The sequence below is a fragment of the Nostoc sp. PCC 7524 genome (assembly GCF_000316645.1).
GTDB lineage: Bacteria > Cyanobacteriota > Cyanobacteriia > Cyanobacteriales > Nostocaceae > Trichormus.
Genome location: NC_019684.1, coordinates 1683775 through 1709669 on the forward strand (window position 1 = coordinate 1683775; position 25895 = coordinate 1709669).

At 46.2% G+C, this 25895-nt stretch carries 1 protein-coding gene; it reads right to left on the reverse strand.

What is annotated here, in order from left to right:
- Positions 1-111: 111 nt before the first annotated feature.
- A complete protein-coding gene (locus NOS7524_RS06620; protein ID WP_015137706.1) occupies positions 112-25875 on the reverse strand; it encodes a CARDB domain-containing protein in 25764 nt (8587 codons plus the stop codon).
- Positions 25876-25895 lie beyond the last annotated feature (20 nt).

The following is a 25895-nucleotide window of genomic DNA, read 5'->3' on the forward strand; positions in this document are numbered from 1 at the left end:
ACAGCTTGTTTCTTAACGGAGACAGCCTGAAAACCGCGTTGGAAAAAGAGGCGTTTATGGTTGTTGCAACCAAAGCACCAGCTGATTAACAAAGACTTTTTCAACCCACCCCTAGCCGGGATGTCGAATAATGAGGGCTAATTTCCTTGCATCTAGGACAGTGATCATACCATCGCCATCTAAGTCACGGGGGTCATATTTAGTACCCATGAGAGTTGCTAAACCGAGATGATCGTCGAGAATTGCACCTGTAGCATTACCTAGTAGTAAAGAGAAGGCCTTGGTTGTGCCTTGTGGTGGTGTAGCTGGGGTGTTACGTGCCGCTAATAGTAGGTTCATATCATTGGTATCAACATCACCATCACCGTCGATGTCACCAACTTTTGGTTTTTTGAGGGCTACTCTGATAGTCTGCACAGTTTCCCCTGGTGCAAAGGTCAGTTTGCCACTGGCAGGGATGTAATCAGTATTAGCGATCGCGCTATCATCAGCAGTGTTAAAGTCCACTGTCACAGGACTATTACTAGCAGTAGATAATTTCACAGTAAACTCGGCATAAATATTATTGCTATCGCTAGTGTTCACAGTGACATCATTGATTGTCACTTTGGGTAGTTGGCTATTCACACTCACAGTCAGAGTATCGCTGGTAGTTCCACCATCTTTGTCAGTCACAGTGAGGATGACGGTATATTGTCCATCTTGGGTGTAGCTGTGGGTGGGGTTGAGTGTACCCGTGACTTGTTCGCCATCCCCAAAATCCCAGGTAATAGTGTGTGTATCGAGGATACCAGGATCGGTGAATTGACCTGCAAAGCTAATGTTTGTGCCTGTAGCAGTGGTTTGATTTTCACCTGCCTCTACTATTGGTGCAACGTTGGCGACATTGACTAATATAGTTTGGGTGGTGGCTGCACCTTCAGAGTCAGTCACAGTTAGGGTGATGGTGTAGTTACCGTTGTCTGCAAAGGTATGTTGTACAGTTTGACCTGTGACAGTATCACTGTTATCACCAAAGTTCCAGGTGTAGGTGAGGGAGTCGTTACCGGGATCAGTGGCGGTGGCGCTAAAGGTGGTTGTCTCACCTTCGTTGAGGTTGGTGTTAGCGGAGATATCTGTAATCGTGGGAGTAAGGTTATTGACTGTGACTGTGACTGTGGCGGGATTGGAAGTTAAACCTTCGTTGTCTTGGGCGGTGTAGATGAAACTATCCGTACCGTTAAAATTAGCGTTGGGGGTGTAAGTGATTGTACCGTCTGGGTTGACTTGGGTTGTGCCGTTAGTTGGTGGAGATGCGATCGCTATACTTTCTGTATCTAAACTACCATCGCTGTCAGTGTCGTTATTTAACACGGGGATAGTGACGGCGCTACCTTCATTGGTGGTGATGCTGTCGTTATTGGCAACTGGCGCATTATTGGTTGCGTTTACAGTTACGGTGACAGTGGCAGGATCGGAAGTAGTCCCGGTATTATCTTTAACTGTGTAGGTGAAACTATCCGTACCGTTAAAGTTAGCATTAGGGGTGTAAGTGATTGTACCGTCTGGGTTGACTTGGGTTGTGCCGTTAGTTGGTGCAGATGCGATCACTATACTTCCTGTATCTAAACTACCATCGCTATCAGTATCGTTAGTTAACACGGAGATAGTGACGGCAATGTTTTCATTAGTAGTTACTTGGTCGTTGACAGCGACGGGTGAGGTGTTACCGATATCACCCAGCAGTACCACATCATCAACAATTACTGCTGCATCTCGTTCACCAAAGCCCAGTAAGTCAAAGTAGAGGGTGGCGGCTGTACCAGCATTAACACCAGTTAGGTCAATATTGACTGTTAACAAGTCTGTCCCTGTAACAGTGACTTGGGGTGCTAGGTAGAACTGACCATTGTGTTGGATATTCAGCAGTGCATCGGTTTGGGTGAGTCCGGCGGCTGTACCCAAAAGTGAGTTCATGGTGTTGGGGTTGAGTAAAGCTACCTCGAAAGCATCGGGTGGGGTAAGGGTTGTACTACCCAAGTTGGTTTGCAGAATCTTGAACTGTAAAGCTTTTGTCCCATCGGGGATGATGAAGGTTTGGAAGAATCCAGAGTTAAAGCGATCGCCTTCTCTAATCACTGCTTGACCATTCTCAACTGTACTATTGCCACGACTTAACCAACCAAATCCCGGTGTATTGACATCGCTAATGGCAAATGTTCCATTACTAATACCTGTGGCTGGTGACTGAATCGACTGGACTGTAGTTACTGGTAATGTTGGGGTGGTGAGTTGATAGGTTGGTGGCGTAAAGTCAAGGCTGTAGTAACTTGTAGTTGTATTAACTGGTTGATCCTCAGTATGAGTATCCCAGCTTAAATCTAACAATGATGGTAAACGCCGTATCCCAGTATCTAATTTGCTAGTCATCAACCGCGTGGGGTCAACTGACACCGGCACATCTGCCAATCCGATAATGTGACCAAGTTCGTGCATGACGACTGTGAGTAAGTCGATTTTTCCTGCTATTGGGCTGGCGGTATTGGTGTGGCGTTCCCAATCACTAATTACTTGGGTGAATTCTTCATCTGTTGTGGGTGTAGTATCAATAAACCAACCATAACTAGCCGCATCAGTATCTATACTGATGACTTTATTAGCTGCTAAGGCTAATGTCTGGTCTGAGAGATTGCTCACCTCAAATTGCACATCTTGCAGTAAGGCTAATTGTTCATCGGTCAGACCCACAGATTGCCATCTCGATATTGCTGCATGAGCAATTACTTGTAAATCGGGGTTAGATACATTAATGACATTATCTACTGAAACGGAGGGTAATTGTACAGCTGTAATTGGCCGGGGTAGGTCAACCCGTGTAGGAGGATGGAGTCGTAAGTGGTAGTGGTGATGGTGCGGCGGGGTGAGTACGTTATTAATTCCCAGTCTGGTGAGAACAGTTCTAATTCTGGCGTGATTAGGTTGAGTTGCGGTGTTAGCTGGATGACCGATATAAACTACATTAAACTGTGGTAGTTCAGAATTGCCCAAGGTTGTGAGACGGTAGTATTCAGCAATTTCTTGAACAACCTGTATTTCACCTGCTGTGAGACCATTGGCAGGGTTGAGATAATGAGTAACTTGATCGTCAAAACTAAGATTGTTAGCAGCGTGAGTGATGGCAGTAGTACCAGCGATCGCAGTATAGTTTCTAATCGACACATCAAGGTCTAGCCCAGCTTTGTGGGTGGCGTGGACATCTGGGCGCGTATCGCTGTAGATGTCACTGATACCAGCAGTTTCTTGTGTTCCGGGAACATTACCAGCCCCCTGTCTGAAGATGTTGATTGCCCAGCTAGTTCCATATCGCTCAGACTGAGGCTTGCGACCAGTCCTAGCTCCGATGTTGGGATTATCTGTATTTCTTTCAGGTAAAATATCGAACACCCCATTATTCGTAGCAAACGGTGTTGCTTGCGGATTATCAACCGAGTCTGGGTCGATGAGTTCTAACCAGCGAGGCGCGTTGGTAGCATTGAGCCAGTCGTAAGCTAACCTATCAACGCTGGTAGCTGAAGCCGTAGAATTTACCCTACCTGTAACTACGTTACCAAAGGGATTAGACTGAGCATTATTATCTGGTCTAACAGCAGCTTGGAATAGTTTAATGGCTTCCTCGGTTGTGCGATCGCTCAGACCATCAACCTTAATTTCTTGGCTGCTGGCTGATGGTTGATTACCGACAAAAGTACCACCCCAACCTAAAAATCCGAAATATTGTAATCTCTGTTCAATTCGATAGACATCTAAAGGATTGTTTTGAGCGCCATTGCCTACTGTCCCCAGCAGTTCAAAATAGTTGTAACCTAGCTGAGTTCCGCCGCCTGTAAAGGGGTTAGTTGTATCAGAGACTTGAATTTTGATTTGAATTTGTCGGCGTTTACCGTTTTGATCAGTGAAGAATCCTCGACCAACTGCTAAAGAAGCGTTGAGTGCTTGTTCGCTTCTGATTTTGTTGATATCCAGTTCAGGAACAAAGTAAAAGACTCCCGTATCTTCAAATTGATTGCCAAGAGAAAGATTACTCAGTTGTGTATCTTCTTGGACAACAAATGGCTGAATGTTTCCGGGGGCGAAGGTAAGAGTCGCTACTTTACCGTTGACAAATGAGCCAATATCTAGACCAAAATCACGCGGTGAAGCAAAAGTTTGTGCCAGTAGTGACTTGAGATCAATTTTGATGATATCCCCAAATCTGCCACCTGCGTATTCTACTACGATAGGTGCTTCGACCTGCGTAGCTAAATCCCTTGGCCCGGCATCAGTCCCAAATGGCGTTTTTTCAACGGATGGATTAATTACATCGATGGGTTTTTCTTTTAAATCGGAAGCATTGCCAGGGTTTTCAACGGTGTTGATCAACCTTTGCACATCATAAACTCGCACCCCGTTATCATATCGATAACCTACCAAGAGGGTTTTACCATCCGGTGTCAGTGCCAAACTACCGGCAAATTGCAACCATCGGGGAGTTGTTGCACCAACAAATTTCGCTGCACCAAAGGGATCTTTGATGACTCCAATTTTCGCTCCAGTCCGTCCCTCATCTCTAATGACACTATCACCTGTGATGTTGCCTGGGAAAGATGGTTGTCCCCAATCGCTGACAAAGGCGTAGGATAAATCAGGCAAGATGGCAATGTCTTTGGCATTGGTGATGGAGAGGGCGTATTTATTTGAGCCTGGAAGGGTTAAATCTACGGTATTGACCTGAGCAAGATAATTGATTGGGTCGTCATTGAGTACAGTTAAGGTGTGGAAGCCCCGGCCATTGTCTAACATTGTGGTGAAAATCAGCTTAGAGGCTTCTGGAGTTGCCACAATAGTTTCTGGCGCAATCCCGACATCAAGAACTTTGATGACTGTGCGGTAAAGGGGAATACCTAACTGGTTGCTGGTAGTAATTGCATTGTCATTGGGATCAATACTGACTACATATATTTGCCCTGGATCTCGATTGCCTTTGTACCAGCTATTGTCTCCATATAAACGTGTTTTGGCAGCCGCAACATATAATCTGCGTCCATCAGCACTGATAGCCAGGCCGCGCAACTCAATTTTGCTGCCAGTGTTACCAAGTGAAAATGTTTGTACTTGGTGGAAAGTTGGCGAAGATGGACGGATATCAATGACGTAGATGGTGTCATTCGGCCCTGTAGCGTATAAGAACTGGTTATCGGGGTCGATCGCTAGGAAGAATTCGCCGCTACTGTTACCGGGTAAGACGATACGCGGGGGAAGTAAAGGCGCAGTGAATCCCAACTCTTGTAGTGCTGCCGCATCAACTACGGCAATGCTACCATTGCTGAGACCAACGTAGGCGCGGGTGAGGTCATTGGTGGTGGCGATCGCCACTTGTGTTGCACCCAAGTTAACCTTTTTCAGTAGTTCGCCTGTGCTGACGTTCATGATTGCCATTTCTTGACTACTCAAAGCGGCAAAGGCTAACCCATCTTTGGGTTCAAGTCGCGCTACGTTACTTTCTTTTGTGCCTGTAATCCAATTAATATTGCCTGTGACGAAACCACCATCGAGAGTCCAATATTTGCGTTCAACTTTGATTTCCGATAGTCCCAAAATAATATCATCTGGGACATTTAAGACTTTAATTTGGGTTGCACTCACTACCTGAAGATCACTACCAGAAACTCGTTTGAGTTCACCGTTTAATCCTTTAAATACTACTTCCACATCGCTGTTGCGAGAGCCAAGGCGGATACCATTGACTTCACGGGCATTAGCATCTAGGAATCGCTGACCCTCGATGAGTAATTCGTTATCACCTCTGACATAATTAACTTGGGTAATTTGTGGCGGATCACTGGCTGGGGCTGTAGCGGTGGGTGGAGCTAAACGAACTGTCAGTTCGTTGAGTCCAGGATTAACGCTAACTGGGGTGGGTGTAATACTAACAGAGTCATCCGGATTAGAGCGGAAGATGTTAATTACCCAGGATATTGCAGGTAACAGCATCACAAACCCCAAGCTACTGGTTAGTGCTGTACCAAAGCTTGTACCAGTGGAAGTAGAGGCGATCGCTACCGCACCTGTCCCTGTGTTACCAGTAGCATTAATTACCACTGTGCCAGTGATATCCGGGTAGTAACTCACAATGTAAGTGCCACTGCGCTGCACACCTTGGCTGGGTGGTGAGGAAGTCCGGGCCATACCATCTGCACCGACGATACCAGTTTCTACTGCCAACCAGACAGGTTTTACTTGACCATTTTCATCAACTATGGTAGAAGCGCGGAAAAATTGCACCTGACTACCCACAGGAATATTGCTAGCTACGGGAATGGCTAACTGTACCGCTTCTCTTAAAGGTTTGTCACCAACTTGCAACTCAAATGCACCAGCTAGTTGGAAGATTTCCGGCGCAGAGAATGGCAGACTATTGGCATCTACCCCTGCAATGCTGACGGTAACATTTTGCTCTAGAACATTGGGGCCGATAGTGACAATTGAACCGTCATTACCTTGGACTGCACCACCACCTTGACCAATAGGAGTGGGGCCGATGTGGGGTAATTCTACTAAGATGGGGATATCTTCCTGGGCAACACCGTTAATAATTGTCACCGTTGCCCGACCTGGAGCTACAGCTGTAATTAAACCTTCCGGTGAAACTGTTACCACTTTCGGGTTGCTGGACACGTAAACAGTTCCCGTGCTGGCACTGGTGAGATTAAAGTCTAATCCGCCTCGGCTGATAATTAACTGGCGTGTAGCACCAGGTGTAGCCACGGTTAGGGCTTGGGGATATACATCTAAGTAGTCAAGACCTAGGAAGGAGCCGTATCCTTCCTCATCGGGGATATCAACAGCAATGGAAGAGATGGCTTGCAACCCATCACGGGAGACTCGCAAAATTGTGCTACCTGCTTCACGGGTGTTAATTATGCCTTGCGGTGATAAGCTAACAATCTGCGGATTAGTGAGTTCTGTACTCAGATAGGACAGGGGCAAGATAACATTGCTCTGGTCGCTGAAATCGCCAGTCACTACTAATTGTGTGGAGTCACCCAAGTTGAGAATTGCACCGGAGAGATTCATTCTCAGGTCAATTAGCGGCGCATCGCTGACATTCACAGTCAAGGTTACAGGAGCCGATGAGCCGAACCCATCGTCAGCTAACACCTGGAAACTAGCTACACCTGCATAGCCCAAGGTAGGTATAAACACAGCTTTCTGCCCATCCGCGCTTAGTTGGACAGTGCCGTTAACAGGGTTAATTAACCGGAAGAAGATAGGGTCATCATCTGGGTCAGTTGCCAAACTGCCTAAAGGAATTGTTAGTTCTAAGTCCTGGTGAGTCAGTCTGGTGGCTGTCTGTACCACTGGGGCTTGATTAGCGATAAAGCCGAAATTACTACCGAGAATTTGCACATCGGTAGCATTAATTGCCCCATCTCGGTTAACATCCAACGCTAGGGAATATTCAGTATCACCTAACACACTACCCAATGCAGACATCATCAGTTGACTATCCACACCGTCAACTTTACCGTCACTGTTAACATCCCCAGGCACAAATACCCGTAGAGAATACGCGCCAGTTGTGGTGTTGTTCGCGCCAGCAATTTCGATGAGATTTAGGCCTTCGCGGTTAATGCTAAATAACCCAAAGGCACTATTGGCAGTAGTTTGGCTGAATAACGGTGTCAAACTGCGGATGATGGGTGTTCCTGGTTGCAGTTCCCCAGTTGCTAATACTTCCACCCCTAACAGTACCGAGTCGGTGTCTGTAGAGAGGATTTCTGAACCGCGCACACTGAAGGTATAGCGTTGGATTTGACCTGCGGTTAAGTTACCGTTGGTAGTTTGACCAAAATATTGATTCGCGCTACCCAAATCGGCAATGACTGGGGAGATTTGGGGGGCTGAGTTACTGTAGTCAATGGCTTGTCCGGCTTGACTGGGTGTAGCTACGAGTGTGAGGAGATTTTGCTCATCGCCAGAGTAGCTGTAACGGCTGGATTGTCCCAAGGCTAGATTGCGGGCGTTGATTAAGTTACCTTGGTCATCATAGGTATAAGTCAACACGCGACCATCAGGGGCGGTAATCTGGGTTAGCCGTCCTTGGGCATCGTGGACAAAACTAATTGCTTCCCCTGTAGCGGTAGCGATAATGCCGCTATCACTGTAAATTAGTTGGTTGCCGTTGGCTGTGATTTGGGATTTGACTTTACCTGTGGCATCTAAGTGATAAATCGTACCATCGGGTGCAGTTAAAGTATATTTTGTGCCTACATATAGGCTATTGGCAGGGTTGTAGGGTTGACCTGTCTTAATTTCATACAAGCTGTTACCCGCCAGCGTCAGCAACGCATCGACTGATTTTAGAGTGTAATTTACCCCTGCATCGGCTACCCAAGCGGGTGTGTAGTAGGTGAAGCCAGGGATTTGTTGCTGTTGGGGTTGGAAAGTAAAGCCAACGCGTTCACCGGTGGGGAGGGTGAGGTATAGTTTAGTACCGAGACGGAAGGGGTTGTAAACGCCGAGTTGTTCCCTACCTGTTAAGGGGACATTAGTTTGAATTTGGGTATCAGTATTAACTAAGCGCCAACCATAGCCAAATGTACTAGACTGGGCATAATTGAGGGAGTCGTAAGCCCTGACTAAATCTATAGTTGTGCCACCGAGATTTACAGATAGGTCGGTTTCGGTGCGGGTGTATTGGGCAGATTTGCTAGGACTGTGAACTTCAACTGTGGCGGTGGTGGTGCTGGTGCGATCGCTAATATCTCTCGCTGTCAATCTTAACTGGTAGAATCCATTATTGAGGGCATCAGGTAACAGTTGACTGAGGGTAGTATTAGTTGGTGTGTTACCACTGGCTAACTTCACAAAGGCCTTGCTACCCAAAGGTGCAATTTCTAATACCCACTCATCCAGATTGGTATCAGCGATCGCTCCCATAATATCAGTTGTGGTGGCTATTTGTGCGCCATTCAAACCAGGCGCAAAGGACACCACTGGTGCAAGTTGGTCTTGGGGGTCACGGACTTTAATGACAGTCTGCCCTGTCCCTGTATAGCCATCTTCATCTTTTGCTGTCACCTCCACAATAAATCTGCCGGATGTCTGCGGTGTAAATTCACCCCGACCTTGGGCATCTAAGTTAATGGCTTGACCATTGACGGTCATGGTTAAGTTGGTGATACCTGCCAAACTATTGGCTGTGGCGTGTATCAAGACTTTCTGGTTGGGGACACTGGCAAAGCTGGGGGTAATTTCTATGGCAACTGGGAGGACGGGCGGATTAATTGCCGTCCGAATTAAGGCGGTTTCTGTGGTTGTGGCTGCCCCATCGGTGACGGCGAAGGTGACGACATAATCACCCGCCTGTCCGGGGTTGGGTATCCAGCTAAATTCCCCAGTTTGGCTGTTGAAGTTGGCCTCGGTGGGTAAATTTTGGGCGGTGTAGGTGAGGGTGGTATTTAGGTCTGGGTCTTGACCTACTAACTTAAAGGTGAGTTCTTGACCTAAGACGGCGTTGTGGTTTGTCACCTCCAAAGTTGGCGGACGGTTGACATTTTCAATACTGACAGGCACATCAATACTGCTACTTGCCCCCTGTGGGTCGAAGACGGCAAATTTCAGCAGGTAATCACCAGCTTGCTCAAATCCTGGTGTCCATCGGAATTGGCGGGTTTGGGTGTCAAATAATGCGCCGATGGGTAAGGGTGAAATGGGGGCGTAGGTGAGGGTGTCGCCGTCGGGGTCGTTGGCGGCGAGGGTAAATTGTAACAGGGTGTTCTCTCTACCAAATTGGGCGGGGAGAGGAATGAGGACGGGGTTTTGGTTGGCGTTGCTGACTTGAACTGAGAAGGTTTGCAGACTGGATTTATTACCGTCGTTGGCGATGACTTGAATACCTGTGGCTGAGAAGTTAGGTGTCCAGGTGAATATCCCTGTAACTGGGTCTAAGACTGCACCAATGGGTAAGTTGGGTGAGGAGTAAGTAATAGTATCGCCATCGGAGTCAGTGGCGTTGAGAGAAAGGGTGATGGTTTGACCTTTGTTAATGACTTGGGGATTGATGGCTGGGAGGACAGGGGCTTGGTTAGCTGTCCGCACCACGATATTAAAGGTCTTTTGGTCGCTGAGGGCTTGGTTGGAGTCGCCGTTACCGCTATCTGTGACTTTAATGGTGGAGGTGTAAGTACCAACATCAGCCAGGGTGAGTTGCCAGTTAAAGATGGCTTGGCCGTAGATGGATGTATTGGTGAGAGTGGCACCGGGGGGTAGACTAACAGTGGTGAAGTTAAGGGGGTCCTGGTTGCGATCGCTCACTTGCACGGTAAACTGTAAAGTCTCCCCAACTACGGCCACCCGATTACCCAGGAAGTTGAGTTTTGGTGCTTCATTGGGTGCATCTACTGTCACCACAAAGGTATATTCATCACTGAGAATGGCTGTTTGTCCACCGCCATCACCGTTATCTGTGGCTGTGAAGGTAATGGTATAGTCACCAGTTTCATTCATACCAGGAGTTAACAGTAATAATCCTGTACCATTGCCGTTGTCGGTGAAGGTGGCAAAGCTGGGGATGTCATATCCTGGTAAGCCTTGAGCAGTGATAACTACGGGGTTGCCATCGGGGTCAATGACTTGGATTGGTATTTCGAGAACTTCACCCCGTTGGATGGTGCGGTTGTCTAGGGGTTGGATTTGTGGCGGACGGTTAGAATTGAGTACCTGAATGGGGACATTCACTGTAGTCGCACGATTTACCCCTGTGCCATCACCGTTGTCTGTGGCGGTAAAGGTGACTATGTAGTTACCTGCACTGGTAAATCCAGGTGTCCAACTAAAGATGGCTGTGGCTGGGTCAAAGGTCGCCCCGGTGGGGAGGTTGGTGACAGTATAGGTAACTGTGGGTTCGCTACCTTCTAGGGGTGTGAGTGTGCCGTCACTGTTGCGTATTTGGGGGATAAAGCCGGGGTTATCGGGGTCAAGGGCAAAGGCGCGGAAGTTAATTGCTTGTCCTTCTTGGATTTGCCATCTATCTAAATTGTCGAAGACTGGAGCAGCGTTGACATTTAAAACGGTAATTTTAGTTACCTTGGTGGTGACAGATTCCCCATCACTAACTGAGAAGGGAATCTCATACTCCCCGGCTTGGAAGTAGGCGGGTGTCCACTCGAATACGCCTGTTTGAGGATTGAGGGTTGCCCCTGGTGGTAATAGGGTGCTGATATAGGTGAGGGTTTGATTTTCTGGGTCGGTCGCAATGAGGGGGATACGAATTCTATCACCTTCTTGAATGGTGCGATCGCTCGGACGAATCAAGTTAGGTGCTTGGTTTTGGGGTGCAATGAGCAAAGTCACGCTTTGGCTGCTTGTCTGTAAGCCATCACTTACAAAGAACTGCACATTGGCATAAGTCCCAGCCGCATCAAATCCAGGTTTCCAACTCAAGATGCGGGTTTGGGGGTCGAAAACTGCCCCGCCTGGGAGATTGTCTGCCCAGTAAATTAATCTTTGATTATCTGCATCCGTAGCAGAGATGGCAATTTGGAGTAGTTCCCCTTCCCGTCCGGTAATTTCCTCTGGTAGTGCTTCGAGGACGGGCGTACTATTACCACCTGCTACCTGAATTGTGAAGGATTGGGTACTATGTCCACCACGGGAATCATACACGCGCAAAACTACGGGGGTGGCTACTGCACTCTCGGCTGTGGGTGTCCAACTAATTAATCCAGTGCTGGAGTTAATGGTCATCCCTGCGGGTGCGGAGTATAGCAAGTAGCTCAAGGCTACACCGTCGGGGTCTTGGGCTGTGGCTTGATAACTATAAGCTTGACCTGCGGTGGCTGTAGTGACTGGGTTAGAAGTGAATTGTGGTGCTTGGTTCGGGTAGGGAAGGGCATAAATTCCTGGTGCAAAGTCAGCCCGCAGTTGTTCAGGGTTTTGAATGGAGATAGTACGGGCGCTGATGGCTGCACCAGGGTCGAGTACGCCACTGGGTAAGCTGGCACTTAAATCTAGTAGGTAAGCGCCCTCTTGGTTTTGTCCTACTGTCCCCACTGGTTGACCTGTGACGTAGGGTGCAGGTTGCAATAGTAGCAGTAAGGGCAGTTGCAGTTGATAGTCTGCCTTGTTGGTAATGGTGACTTCGTAGGAAATTGTACCGTCGCCCCGGTCGGAACGGGGGTTAGCGAAGGCAAAGTCAACCAAGGCTGAGAAGTCAGAAATGGCGGTGAAGTTGCCCAGATAATCTGCCGTCATCGCCAACCTAGCCCGACTTTGGACGGTACTTTCTACCAGTAACTCGTACTTATCGGGTATCAGGGCATCGAAGGTTAACAGGGCGGAACGGCTGGCAGCATCATACACTACCTGCTGTGGTGTAATTGTGCCGACGTTTTCCCCAGTTAGCCTAAAGTTATTGGGGTTAGTTACAGAAGCTGTATCGGTAGCCGCACCCACAAACATATCTTGGTCAAATGTCACCAAAATGGTGCTGTTGGGTAAAGTGACATTAGCGTTGGGGGCGGGGTTAGTGGCGGCGACGCGGGGAGGTAATAAGGGGCTTAAAACGTCTATTTGTTGCGACTGACTCAACAACACCCGACCGTCGGCGGTAGTTTTGACGATATCGCCCCGACTACCACCTTGGGCAACGGCTACCCAGCGTAGGGTGGCTAAGTCAACCATAATTAGTTGACTAGGGGTATTGGGTTTCACACCACTGTTATTCGAGATAAATAACAACCCTTCTAGGGTGCTACCTGTTTTACCAAAGCTGAGGGAATCTACAGGGGTGGCAAATTGCAGCATCTTTTGGGGTTTGCCATCAGCCCCAAAGCGGACGACATCACCCCGTTCTGGCCAGACGGCTGCCCACAGGTCGCCGTTGGAGTCGAAGGCCATATTGCCTACCCGCAGGTCGCTGTAATGGCTGAATGTTTGGGTGGTGGGGTTAAAGATTTCGATGCCGTTACCGGAGGAGACGTAAATCAGTCCGGTGGTGGGGTGAATGGCTAGAGTTTGGGTGATGCTGTCCCCAAATTCTTGGAGAATTGCCCCTGTTTGGGGATTGAGTTGTAGTAAGGGACCGCCGCCTGTGGCTGCCCAGAGATTACCTTGACTATCAAAGGCGAGGTCAAAGATGGGGTAGGGGAGAGTAGCTAAGGCTGTACCCACCTGACCACCTTCCCTGGGTAAAATGAATAGTTGGTTGCGACCTCTGCCACCACTGGTAATAACCGACCCATCGGTACGCACTGCGATCGCCATTGCCCCAATATTGCCATGACTTGGCAAAATCCCTGTAGCAAAGGCTTCGGCAATAAAGGGACGCAGGACGGTACTAAACTCCGATTCCCTAGTGGTATCTAAGTTAACCGGAATGAGTTTTTCGGCTTCGGTAAATAAGGGGTTGGTTTGGGGTGAGGGTTGGGGGTTGGGAGTGGGGGCTGTACCTAAATCTGGGGTAGTTGTACCAGGAATGCTGGGCAGTGTGCCTAAGTTCACACTAGAACCATCATCGGGGGCTTGAATGCCTAGCTGTGGTTGTTCTCTGTTGCCGGCGTTGTCTGTGGCTAGGGCGATGAAGCGATAGGTATTACCAGCTTGACCACTGTACACCCCGGAGGTTTCTGTGGTTTGCCGTTGCCAGATGACGAAGTTACCGCCATTTTCCGACACATACACGGTAACGTGTTTCACACCTGCACCGTTGGTATCGTCAACGGCTTGCCACTCCACTTGATAATCTGACCCACCGGGAACTAAGGGTGTAACAGTCACGGTGGTCGTGGGGGCAACTCCATCAACGGTGTGAACTGTTGCTAGAGTTTGTTCGGGGGCAGTAGTATTAAATTCTACGCCGGCGGTGGCAGTAATTTCTGTACCTGTGGCTGTCCCTACTTTGGGTAAGATGGTGTAAGTGACAAAGCCTGTACCTGCACCGTTGGCATCATTGGCAGGTAATAACCCCACATCCCGACCTTGAATTAATTCCCCTGTGGTTGGGTCAATGGCTTGTAATAACCAAGTGGCAGTGTTGGTTGTGACATCCAATCCAGCATTTACCCGCAGGATAAAGCCCTGGGATTGGACAAAGTTAAAGTCTCCTTGGAATGTACCGCGACCGTTGGGAATATGTACTTGAATATCGCCAATTTGCAAGCCACCCAACCTGAAGGTACGGGGGTCGAGGTCGGGGTCTAATTGAGTAGCGATTTGAATTTGGCTAGGACTAGAGGCAGCATTGGCAGCATTAGTAAAGTTGATGGTGTAGGGTAATGCTTGTCCGGTGGGGATAAATTGGTCACTACCAAAGCCCAAAGGCCCGGTAATCGATGCTAGTTGATTGCTAACCACGCCACTGAAGAAGCGGGAGAAGTCCGGCGGGTTGACTTCCACAAATCCCGGTAAGTCTAGGCGGGTTTTGTGGGGGACGTAAATGTTAAAGGCTTCAAAGCGGGTGCGTTGTGTTAGTTGCTGGTCATATTCTGAGGCTGGCGGTGGTGCAGCATTCCCCAGTAGTTCGGGGTTGTGTCCATACCACTGGCGTACCTGTGCAAAGAAGGCGACCAAATTACCATTAGTGACAATCTGATTACCCGCAGGCCCGGCTAAAATCCCAGAACTCAGGGTAGCCATGAGGCTGACTAGGTAGGGATTTTCTCTCACTGGTGGCGGTTGGTCTTCGGGACGCAGTAAACCAGCTTGTTCTAAGGCGGTGAGGTAGAGGGCTATCCAGTTCTCTTCATTGGCTGCTAAGACTATTAAGCCTTGGGAAGTTGTCTGGTCAGCGAGAATTTTCTGGCGGAGTTTCAAAGCTTCCTGACGCTGCTTACTGATGAATTCATCACGGGTCATCGGTGTGGCAGCTGCCAGGATGTGGAATTTAAAGGCTAGGTCAAGGTCTTCGTCGAGAGTTTCTAAAAGTTTGGGATTTTGGGCTAAGAGTTCTTCGATACCGTCGTAAACATGGGCGGTAAAGTTCAGTCCGGCGTAGCCTCTGGTTTCTAAATCAACGGCGTAACCAGGGGCGAGAATTTCGCCTGTGGTGTTGACTTCGGATGCCAAACTCGCCCAAGGAATATCTCGTAACCCTTCTGGTGTGCCGCCTAGATTTGTGTTAAAGGTGACATAGGGTAGCCCGAAAAATTCCCCGTTCTTACCTAGTTCTGGTAAACCAAATTCAAAAAAGACATAGGGTAAGTCGAGGTTGGTTTGGTTAATGAGTGATACGCCGTAACGCCCAATGTTACCTGTGGGGAAGGGGCTTAAAACTCTCGGCCCACCAAGGCCGATGTCTGCATCGGGTTCTAAGGCTGTCTCAACTAAATAACGATAAGGAACAATTGCCTGTTTGCCATCGGGGTTAATTACTTTTACGTCATACAAACCATGTGGGGCATCGGTAAAGTCAAAGATGGCTTGGATTTGGGTACTATCAATGACTTTGTAGCTGACGGGTTCGTATTCAGCAAAGCCAGGACGGACTAATTTAACGATGGCGTTGGGGTGGAACTGCGCCCCGTAAATGTGGGTAGTAACGTATTTACCGTCACCGCCTCTGTCGGTTGCAACGTTGGTAATACTGAAGGGGAGAACGTCAGCAAGTAGGGTGACGGGGGTGTTGTTACTGGGTGCATACTGCCCACGCACCAGGACGTAGTATGTCCCTTGTTTGGTGGTGGGGACAATAACGCTTTGATTGGCTTGTAGGGGTGTGGTATAAATTGCGTCGTAATTGAAGGGTGTGGGGACATCACCGTAACGAATAAATAGTTCGTTCGTGGAGGTGTTGGCGGCGGTGGTTAAATCAACTTTCAGAGTTTGACCGAAACCGACATCGATTTGATATAACCTTTCTTGTCCGGTGCTGAGGGTGGTGGGGAGGGAAACACCCAACTGTAGTTTATCAACGGTGACATTAACAGGATTGGCGGCGGGGGTGATGTTGTTGACTTCGTTTTCCGCTTCGTAGACTTGATTGTAAATATCTGTGCGGACAATAATCCGGTATTGTCCAGGGGTGGCGGCGGGGAGGTAGGCTTGCGAGGGAAGTAATTGACCTGTGTAAGATTCCCCTGGTTTAATTTCACCACTATAATCGAAACGACCGATTAAGCGATCGCCTATATCCCAAATGGCATCACTAGATAAGTAAACTGAGTCACTCCATTGGCCTTTGGCGGCGTTGGGGCCGTAGTTAGTGACTGTCCAGTTAAGGTTGATGGGTTCGCCGGATTTAACTGCACCTGTAACGGTAATATCACCAACCTGTAAATCAGCCGGGGGTGGCACTTCCAAAATTATCGGGGTGCTGGGTGTGGCGTTGTTGGTTTCGTTATTGCCTTCAAATACCTGACCTCTGGGGGTGTGGCGTTGGGGGTCGGTGACGACAAAGACGTAGAATGGCCCAGATAAATCTGTGGGTAATTTCAGGGTGACGGTTTCGTTGTAGCTTTCCCCAGCTTTGAGGGTTTTATTATATTGTTGCACCCTTGTGAGGTAGCGATCGCTTTGCAAATCTAAGAAGGGGTCACGGGAGAGATAAATTAAGTCTTCCCACTGAGTCTGCAAAGCGGATGTATCCCCTGTACCAACATTGCTGACGGTGTAAGTAATATTAAAGCTTTGCCCAATGGTCGTCCGTTCTGGTACACCCAAAATCGCAGTCACTTGTAAATCTGGGGGTGGAGTTAAGGCAATGGGTAAGAAGGCAGAGGTAATATTGTTACCTTCATCTCTAAATTCACCGACCCTGGCTAACTCGCGGTCAATCCCTTCAAAATCTACACCGGGGCCACCGGGAGGTATCAGACCAGTGATATTAGAGTCGGCAAAGACGAGAATATAGAAGTCTCCTTCAATTCCATCAGGTAAGGTGACATTCTGGGTAGCTTGGTAAGATGCAGCTTTGGCTAGTCCCCCATAGCGGATATAAGTACCTAATAATTGGTCACTGTTATCTAAAGATGGGTCACGGGAGAGATAAATTCTATCTAGCCAACCTGCTTCACGAGTGTCCCGCGTCCCCAGGTTGGTGACTTTCCAACTGATGGGGATGACTTGCCCAGAACTGGGTTTTTGTGTGGGGACAACTAAATCAGTTACCTGTAAATCTGGTTCTCTGTAGGTAACGGGGATGGGTTTGACATTGCTGTTATTTGACGGGTCTTCAAAACCGTGAGAAAGATAGAATTTCCGGCTTTCGTCATTATTTCCACCATCGATGATGCCTGTACCGATATCGGTGAAGACATAGATATAGTAATCGCCGTCAATACCTCTAGGTAGGGTAAATTGCTTGGTTTGGGTATAACTATCACCTGTACCCAAGGGTTGCTCAGGACTATAACTAACACTACCTAATTCAATTGCCCTACTAGGAATGAAAGTTGGGTCTGGGGCAATATATATTCTATCTGTCCAGAAGCGTGTCCCCGACCACATCGCACCACCAATGTTTTTGACAGTCCACTGAATGGTTGTCTGTTCCCCAGAGAAGTTTTGCTGTTGGGTGATGATATCGGTGACAACTAAATCTGCGGGGGCGGCTGTCACATTCGTTTGGACAGACAGACTATTGTTATTTTCATAGTCTCCTTCCCAGACACTACCCCCACCAATATTTGGGTCGGTGATGACAATGACATACTGACCATTAGCAGCTGGGGTTAAGTTAAAGGTGCGTTCTGTGGTGTAGGTTTGGTCAGGGTTGAGTTGACTATTGTGGTTAAATGCACCGAGGAATAGATACTTAGCCCCAGAAACGTTTAACTGTGGCGCATCAGATAAATACACATAATCAGTCCACGTATCGCTGGAAGTTACGGAAGTACCTTGGTTTTTCACCGTCCACTTGACTGTGAAGGGTTGACCGCCGACGGCTTGGGCTGTGGGGGTAATTGATTCCACAATCAAATCGGCAGGAGGAGTTAATAAGACGGTAATTGGTCGGGCTTTGTAGTTATTGTTATCGACCTCATTCGGGTCATCGGGGTTGATGTTATCGGTTAAGGTGTCTTCGGTGACGACATTATAGGCATCTGTCCAGGGTGTAATGTGCCATTCGCCGCTTAGGTGGTCTGGGAGTTTAACTCTTACCGTTTTCTCATAACTTTCTCCCACTAGCAAGGAACCTGTATGGCTGAAAGTTCCTAGGAGAATATCAAAAGCTGCCCCTTCTCCTTCTGAACCTTGGGCAATTGGGGAGGGTCGTTTTTTGGTGCGGGTGAGCCAAATTGTGTCTGTCCAGGTATTTCTATCTGTCTCTCCTACACCTTTATTAGTAACTTTGTAGGTTACTTCAATGGTGGAACCGTCGAAGGCTTGGTCATTAGCAACCACATTGGAGACGACTAAATCCGCCGGCGGTAGGGGATTAATTTGAATTTCTTTAAAGAGAATATTGTTGTTGTCTTGGGGATACTCGTTAACTTGGTTGCCAGCATCAGCTTTGACGATGATATAGGCTTTACCGCGATAATTTCTGGGAATTACCAAGTTACTGATTTGACTTTGGTAACTTTCTGTAGGTGCAAGGGCTGCCCCATTATCTAAAGAACCCAACAGTAAAGCATCCCCAGGAATGAGGTTATTTTGAGGTGCAGTGAGGGAGAGATAAACATGATCTTTCCATCTGGGAGTACTGGTAGCAACGGCTTGACTTTGGTTTTTCACCACAAACTTGACGGCGATCGCTCCCCCTGCTGAAATACTATCAGGGGCTTCTAGCTCAATAATTTGCAGGTCTGGTAAGGGTGGTAAGCTGATTTCTATACTCTGGTCGTCAACGCTGCGGTTATTGTTGGTAGCACCATTTTCAAACAGTGAACCGCCGACATTGGTTGTCACCTCCACTTGATACAGCCCTTGGATGTTATTGGGAAGGGTGACTTGTTCGGAACGCTGATAGAAATTCCCTGCCCCCAGGTTATTGTCATAGGTAAATGACCTGAGTGTAATGGCTAGGGCGTTGGGGTTGCCCACTTCCCGAATCGCAATACTATCTGTCCAAGTTTGCCCAGTAGCAGCACCTAAACCTTGGTTTTTCACCGTCCAGGAAACATCAATGGTTTTCCCTGCTTTGATGGCGGTGGGTGCAGTGATGTCGGTAACTACTAAATCTGGTGCGGGGGAGAGGTTAATTGTAACGGGGTTGGAAAAGATGAAGCGGTTGTTATTGTTGTAGATGAATTCAAAGGGGCCGGAGGTATCCAGTACCACGTAAAACTCACCTTGCAAACCGTTAGGTAAGGGTAACTGCACAGTCCGGTTATATGTGCCACCCACGGCTAAGGAACCAACGTGTTGGAAGTTGGCGGTAGTGACAACATTTGTACCATCGGCATTCTTCGCCAGTCTCACTGTATCTGACCAAGAACTGGTATCTGTAATTCCAATGCCTTGGTTTTTAACCTGCCAAGAGATATTCAAAAATTGACCACTATTCCCCGTTGCATCCGTCGCTAACCCGGAAATTACCAAGTCAGCGTAGGGTTTGGTCATGACATCAAAAAATTGCGGTGCTTGGTCGGCGTTATTAGTTTCTGAGTTATTCTCATAAACTAAGCCTGTAGCATCGGTTTGCACAAACAGGCGGTAACGACCTTGGAAAGCTGGCGGCAGTAATATTGTTTCACTACGGCTGTAGCTAGCATTAACCTCTAGGAATCCTGTATGGGTGAAGTTGCCTAATATCCGGTCATCCCCATTACCGACAATTTCATCTGTAGAGGCAATTATCCTATCTACCCAGGAATTAACTTTACCTGTACCAGTTCCTAGATTGGTCACTTGCCAGCCAATTGTCACTGTGGCGGGGTCGTCAATGGTCAGGGTGGGTGCAGTGACATTGGAGACAGCCAAATCTGCGTAGGGCGCTAATTGAATGTTAATGGCGGCAGCTGCGGTATTATTGGTTTCTCGGTTGCCTTCATTAACTTGGTTATTGCTATCAGTTACTACCAATAAATATTGATTGCCACGCGCCCCAATTGGTAAGTTAACATTCAGTTCGGCATTATAACTCTGGTTATTGGCTAATTCTCCGATATGGTTGAATTCTGCCAATAAGATGTCTTGGCTATCCCATTGATTATCAGTGGATAAATAAACTTTATCTAGCCATGTTTCTGAAGTTTTGAGTAATCCTTGGTTCTTGACATTCCACTGTAAGGAAATAGTCGTTCCTGATGTAGCTGTTTGTGGTGCAGAGGTAATTGTGGGGACTAAATCAGGATTACCAATTGTTAATCCTGTCGATGCCACTAGGAGATTATTATTTTCTTTATCTCCTTCAAAAACAGCATTATCGCCATCGGTGACGATAACTAGCTGATAATTACCATCGGCCACAGATGGCATTACTACATTAGCTGAGGCATTATAGGTTTGATTAGCTGCTAAATCTACATTACGAATAACGCTACTGAGTAAGGTGGCACCATTTAATGTGCCATCCACAGAAAGATATATTTTATCTACCCATGCACCTTGGGCAATTCCTTGACCTTGATTAGTAACTAACCAACCAATATTAACAGTTTGCCCTGGTCTGGCTGTACTGGGAAGAACTATATTGCTAACTAATACATCTGGTAATTCAGGTAGAGTTAATTGCAGGATTTGTTGAGCAATATTATTAGTTTCATTAATCTCTAGCTGGTTTTTGAATGTATCGGTTTCAACTAGGATATAATATTGACCGGCTAGGGAGTTTTGATTGAGGGGGATGGTGATAGATGCCGTCTGGAGATATTGACCATTAGGTGATAAAGGAGTTTGACTAGCGGCTTTTGTCACTAGGAGAATATCATCTTGACTAATGGCGGAGTCTGTAGATAAGTATAGGCGATCGCTCCAATTATTCGTAGTCGGATCATCACCTACATTCTTGACTACCCAAGTCACATTAAAAGCTGTACCAAATTGAGCATTAGGAGGTACAGAGGTTAATTGAATAGTTAAATCAGGTTCTTGCAGATTATTAACTGTAATATTGAAGGTACTATCAACAGTTAAGCCGCCTACATCCTGGCTACGAACAATAATTGGATGATTAGTATTGCTCTCAAAGTCTAATAAACTGCCATCAGCAATAACTAATTGATTCCCTGTAATCTTAAATCTGCCTTGGGCATCATTTAATAAACTATAACTATAGTTAGTGCCGCCCTCTGGGTCAATGGTAGTAAAGTTACCAATTACCGTACCATTAGGACTATTTTCATTGATGTTAGTATGACTTAATTGAATAGCCGTTGGTGCTTCGTTAACATTCCTGAGATTAATTGTGAATGTTTTCTCAAAACTTAGTCCGCCCGCATCAGTAGTTCTGACGGTAATTTGGTGATTTGTAGAGGCTTCAAAGTCTAATAAATCACCTTGCTTAACCTGTAATTGATTGCCGACTAACTGGAAGCGATCGCCTGCATTATCAACTAATATATAAGTATGAGTATCTACTCCATCTAAATCAGTGGTACTAAAGACACCTATTTCTGTGCCATTGGGGCTATTTTCATCTACACTACTATTACTAATTTGAATATTGACTGGGGATTCATTGACATTTTTTAGTTGTATGGTCAGTGTTTTATCGAAACTTAATCCACCTTGATCAACAGTCTGGACAACAATATCATATTGGTTGTTAATCTCAAAATCTAATAATGCTCCATTCGCCACCTTTAATTGATTACCATCCAAGAAAAAGCGACCTTCGGCGTTATCTAATAATTTATAGGTATGCGTATCCCCAATATCAGAGTCTGTGGTAGCTAAAGTACCTATTAGTGTTCCGTTGGCACTATTTTCATTAACCTGATTATTCGTTAATTCAATATCTGTTGGAGGATTATTATTAACATTTAGAAATTGAATCGCCTTGGCAAAAAAGTTATTAGCTTCCTGAGCTTCTACCTGATTATATTTTTCATCAGCCACAAATATTAAAAATTGCTGCCCGGTGGCTATTTCAGGTAAAATAATCGTGCGATCGACAGTATAACTACTATTAATAGCTAACTGTTTAGGCTTGGCTATTCTAGTAATGAAAGTATCCGTAAAATCAAAAATATCATCCTGAGATAAATAAACTCCATCATACCAATCAGAAACATTTGTTACGTCATTCCCTACATTTGCGACTGTCCAACTAATAGCAATACTAGAACCTGGTTTTGTATTTGTAGGTGCATTAGCTGCCGTTATCTTTAAATCAGGTAATTGATTATCCTCAACGAAGCTACTACCAGCAGTATCAAAGATTCCTCCATTTTGCAGAATCTGACCTGAAGAATTGACAAAATTACCAGCAATGAAACTCAGCTTCCCTTTCTGCAAATCAACAGTGCCAGTATTATGGAATTGAGAATAATAAAAAGTAGTTGTGCCAGTATTCCCAGATTTAATTAAAGTCCCTACATTATTAAATGTCAGGTAGTAAAGATAGTTGTCATTTTGAATTTCAAAAATGCCCTGGTTATTGATGACATCCTCAGCACTGTTATATTCACCATCGATATAACCACCATCCCAAATGATTGTCCCCGCATTGTTAAGGGTGACTTTTCCCCGGATACCTTTGTAACCACTGGTGGTAATATCTAGATTAGACTGCGAAGTAATATTGACAATTCCAGTCCCAGAAATTGTGCCACTTCTCCATTGATTTTGTCCTTGCAGGGTAACTGTACCTGTAGTGTTGAGTGTCCCACCACTGAGGGTAAAGTCATCAATAATGAGAGTACCTGTGGTGTTAAGTGTCCCACCACTCAGGACTAAATGCGGCAGATTAACCGTAGTGAGGTTGAGGTTAACAGTACCTCCAGAAACCTGGACTGTTCCTGCACCGGAAAAGATAGTTTGCGAGTCAAAGGTATAATCATCACTCCATTGTGCGGTTGTGTTGGCAGCGAGTTGAAACGTCCCCCCATTACTGCTACCACCACCATTGAAGTTGATATTTCCACTTTGTAAGTCAACAGTGCCAGTGTTGTGGAATTGTGATTGATAGAAATTTGTTGTTCCTGTAGCACCCGATTTAATTAAACTGCCACTGTTATTAAACGTTAGGTAGTAAAGATAGTTGTCATTTTGAATTTCAAAAATGCCCTGGTTATTGATGACATCCTCAGCACTGTTATATTCACCATCGATATAACCGCCATCCCAAATGATTGTCCCCGTATTGTTGAGGGTGACTTTTCCCCGGATACCTTTGTAACCACTGGTGGTAATTTTCAGGCTAGACTGTGCAGCAATATTGACAATTCCAGTCCCAGAAATTGTGCCACTTCTCCATTGATTTTGTCCTTGCAGGGTAACTGTACCTGTAGTGTTGAGTGTCCCACCACTGAGGGTAAAGTCATCAATAATGAGAGTACCTGTGGTGTTAAGTGTCCCACCACTCAGGACTAAATGCGGCAGATTAACCGTAGTGAGGTTGAGGTTAACAGTACCTCCAGAAACCTGGACTGTTCCTGCACCGGAAAAGATAGTTTGCGAGTCAAAGGTATAATCATCACTCCATTGTGCGGTTGTGTTGGCAGCGAGTTGAAACGTCCCCCCATTACTGCTACCACCACCATTGAAGTTGATATTTCCACTTTGTAAGTCAACAGTGCCAGTGTTGTGGAATTGAGATAAATAGAAATTCGTTGTTCCTGTAGCACCCGATTTAATTAAACTGCCACTGTTATTAAATGTCAGGTAATAAAGATAGTTGTCATTTTGAATTTCAAAAACGCCTTGGTTATTGATGACATCCTCAGCACTGTTATATTCACCATCGATATAACCACCATCCCAAATGATTGTCCCCGCATTGTTGAGGGTAACTTTCCCTCGGATACCTTTGTAACCACTGGTGGTAATGTCTAGATTAGACTGCGAAGTAATATTGACAATTCCAGTCCCAGAAATTGTGCCACTTCTCCATTGATTTTGTCCTTGCAGGGTAACTGTACCTGTAGTGTTGAGTGTCCCACCACTGAGGGTAAAGTCATCAATAATGAGAGTACCTGTGGTGTTAAGTGTCCCACCACTCAGGACTAATTTGGCTACATCTAATGTTTGTGATGCTAGTGTCAAGCTACCACTACTGACAAGCAGATTTGGTAGTAAATCAATATTTGTCTGAAAGTTGACATTTCCTCCCGAAATCTGGACTGTTCCTAGACTGGTGAAAATGCTGTTGGCATCGATTGTATAGTCATCACTCCATTGTGCGGTTGTGTTGGCAGCGAGTTGAAACGTCCCCCCATTACTGCTACCACCACCATTGAAGTTGATATTTCCACTTTGTAAGTCAACAGTGCCAGTGTTGTGGAATTGTGATTGATAGAAATTTGTTGTTCCTGTAGCACCCGATTTAATTAAACTGCCACTGTTATTAAACGTTAGGTAGTAAAGATAGTTGTCATTTTGAATTTCAAAAATGCCCTGGTTATTGATGACATCCTCAGCACTGTTATATTCACCATCGATATAACCGCCATCCCAAATGATTGTCCCCGTATTGTTGAGGGTGACTTTTCCCCGGATACCTTTGTAACCACTGGTGGTAATTTTCAGGCTAGACTGTGCAGCAATATTGACAATTCCAGTCCCAGAAATTGTGCCACTTCTCCATTGATTTTGTCCTTGCAGGGTAACTGTACCTGTGGTGTTGAGTGTCCCGCCACTCAGGGTAAAGTCATCAATAATGAGAGTACCTGTGGTGTTAAGTGTCCCACCACTCAGGACTAATTTGGCTACATCTAATGTTTGTGATGCTAGTGTTAAGCTACCACTACTGACGAGCAGATTTGGTAGTACATCAATATTTGTCTGAAAGTTGACATTTCCTCCCGAAACCTGGACTGTTCCTAGACTGGTGAAAATGCTGTTGGCATCGATTGTATAGTCATCACTCCATTGTGCGGTTGTGTTGGCAGCGAGTTTGAACGTCCCCCCATTACTGCTACCACCACCATTGAAGTTGATATTTCCACTTTGTAAGTCAACAGTGCCAGTGTTGTGGAATTGTGATTGATAGAAATTCGTTGTTCCTGTAGCACCAGATTTAATTAAACTGCCACTGTTATTAAATGTCAGGTAGTAAAGATAGTTGTCATTTTGAATTTCAAAAATGCCCTGGTTATTGATAACATCCTCAGCACTGTTGTAGTCACCATCAACATAACCGCCATCCCAAATGATTGTCCCCGTATTGTTGAGGGTGACTTTTCCCCGGATACCTTTGTAACCACTGGTGGTAATGTCTAGATTAGACTGTGCAGCAATATTGACAATTCCAGTCCCAGAAATTGTGCCACTTCTCCACTGATTTTGTCCTTGCAGGGTAACTGTACCTGTAGTGTTGAGTGTGCCGCCACTGAGAGTTAGGTTATTGTTAATCAACCCTTCATCAAGGATAGTCAAACTACCACCGGAAATGACTAAATTCTCTTGAGATGTTAGCTTGGCAATGGATGCCGAACCTTGGCGAAAAGTGATAGTAACTTCTTGTGGAACATCGATAACTACTTCATCATTAGCGCCAGGCAATCTGCCTGCACTCCAGTTATTTGGATTATCCCAAAAACCGCTACCTCCTTGCCAATAAAGTATTTCTCTGGTGTCTGTTAAAGAACCAACCAAGGGATCTTCTATGAAGCTAGTCGGTTCACCATAGGCAATAACTGTCTCCTGTGAAGATTCTCTATTTGCTGACCAATTTATGTCTAAAAGTGGCTCTGTACTGAGTTGTTCTAATTTGCCAGATAAGGGATCACCAAGTAAATCTGGAATTGCCAACTGTTGCGAATCTAATTGTGTTGCAGCAACCTGGAGAAAATCTTCTTGATTGAGTTCCATATTAACCGTAGTGAAGTCAG

What these genes read in the sequence shown, in the direction of transcription:
- NOS7524_RS06620 (WP_015137706.1), bottom strand. Translation starts at nt 25,875, where the DNA reads ATGGAACTCAATCAAGAAGATTTTCTCCAGGTTGCTGCAACACAATTA.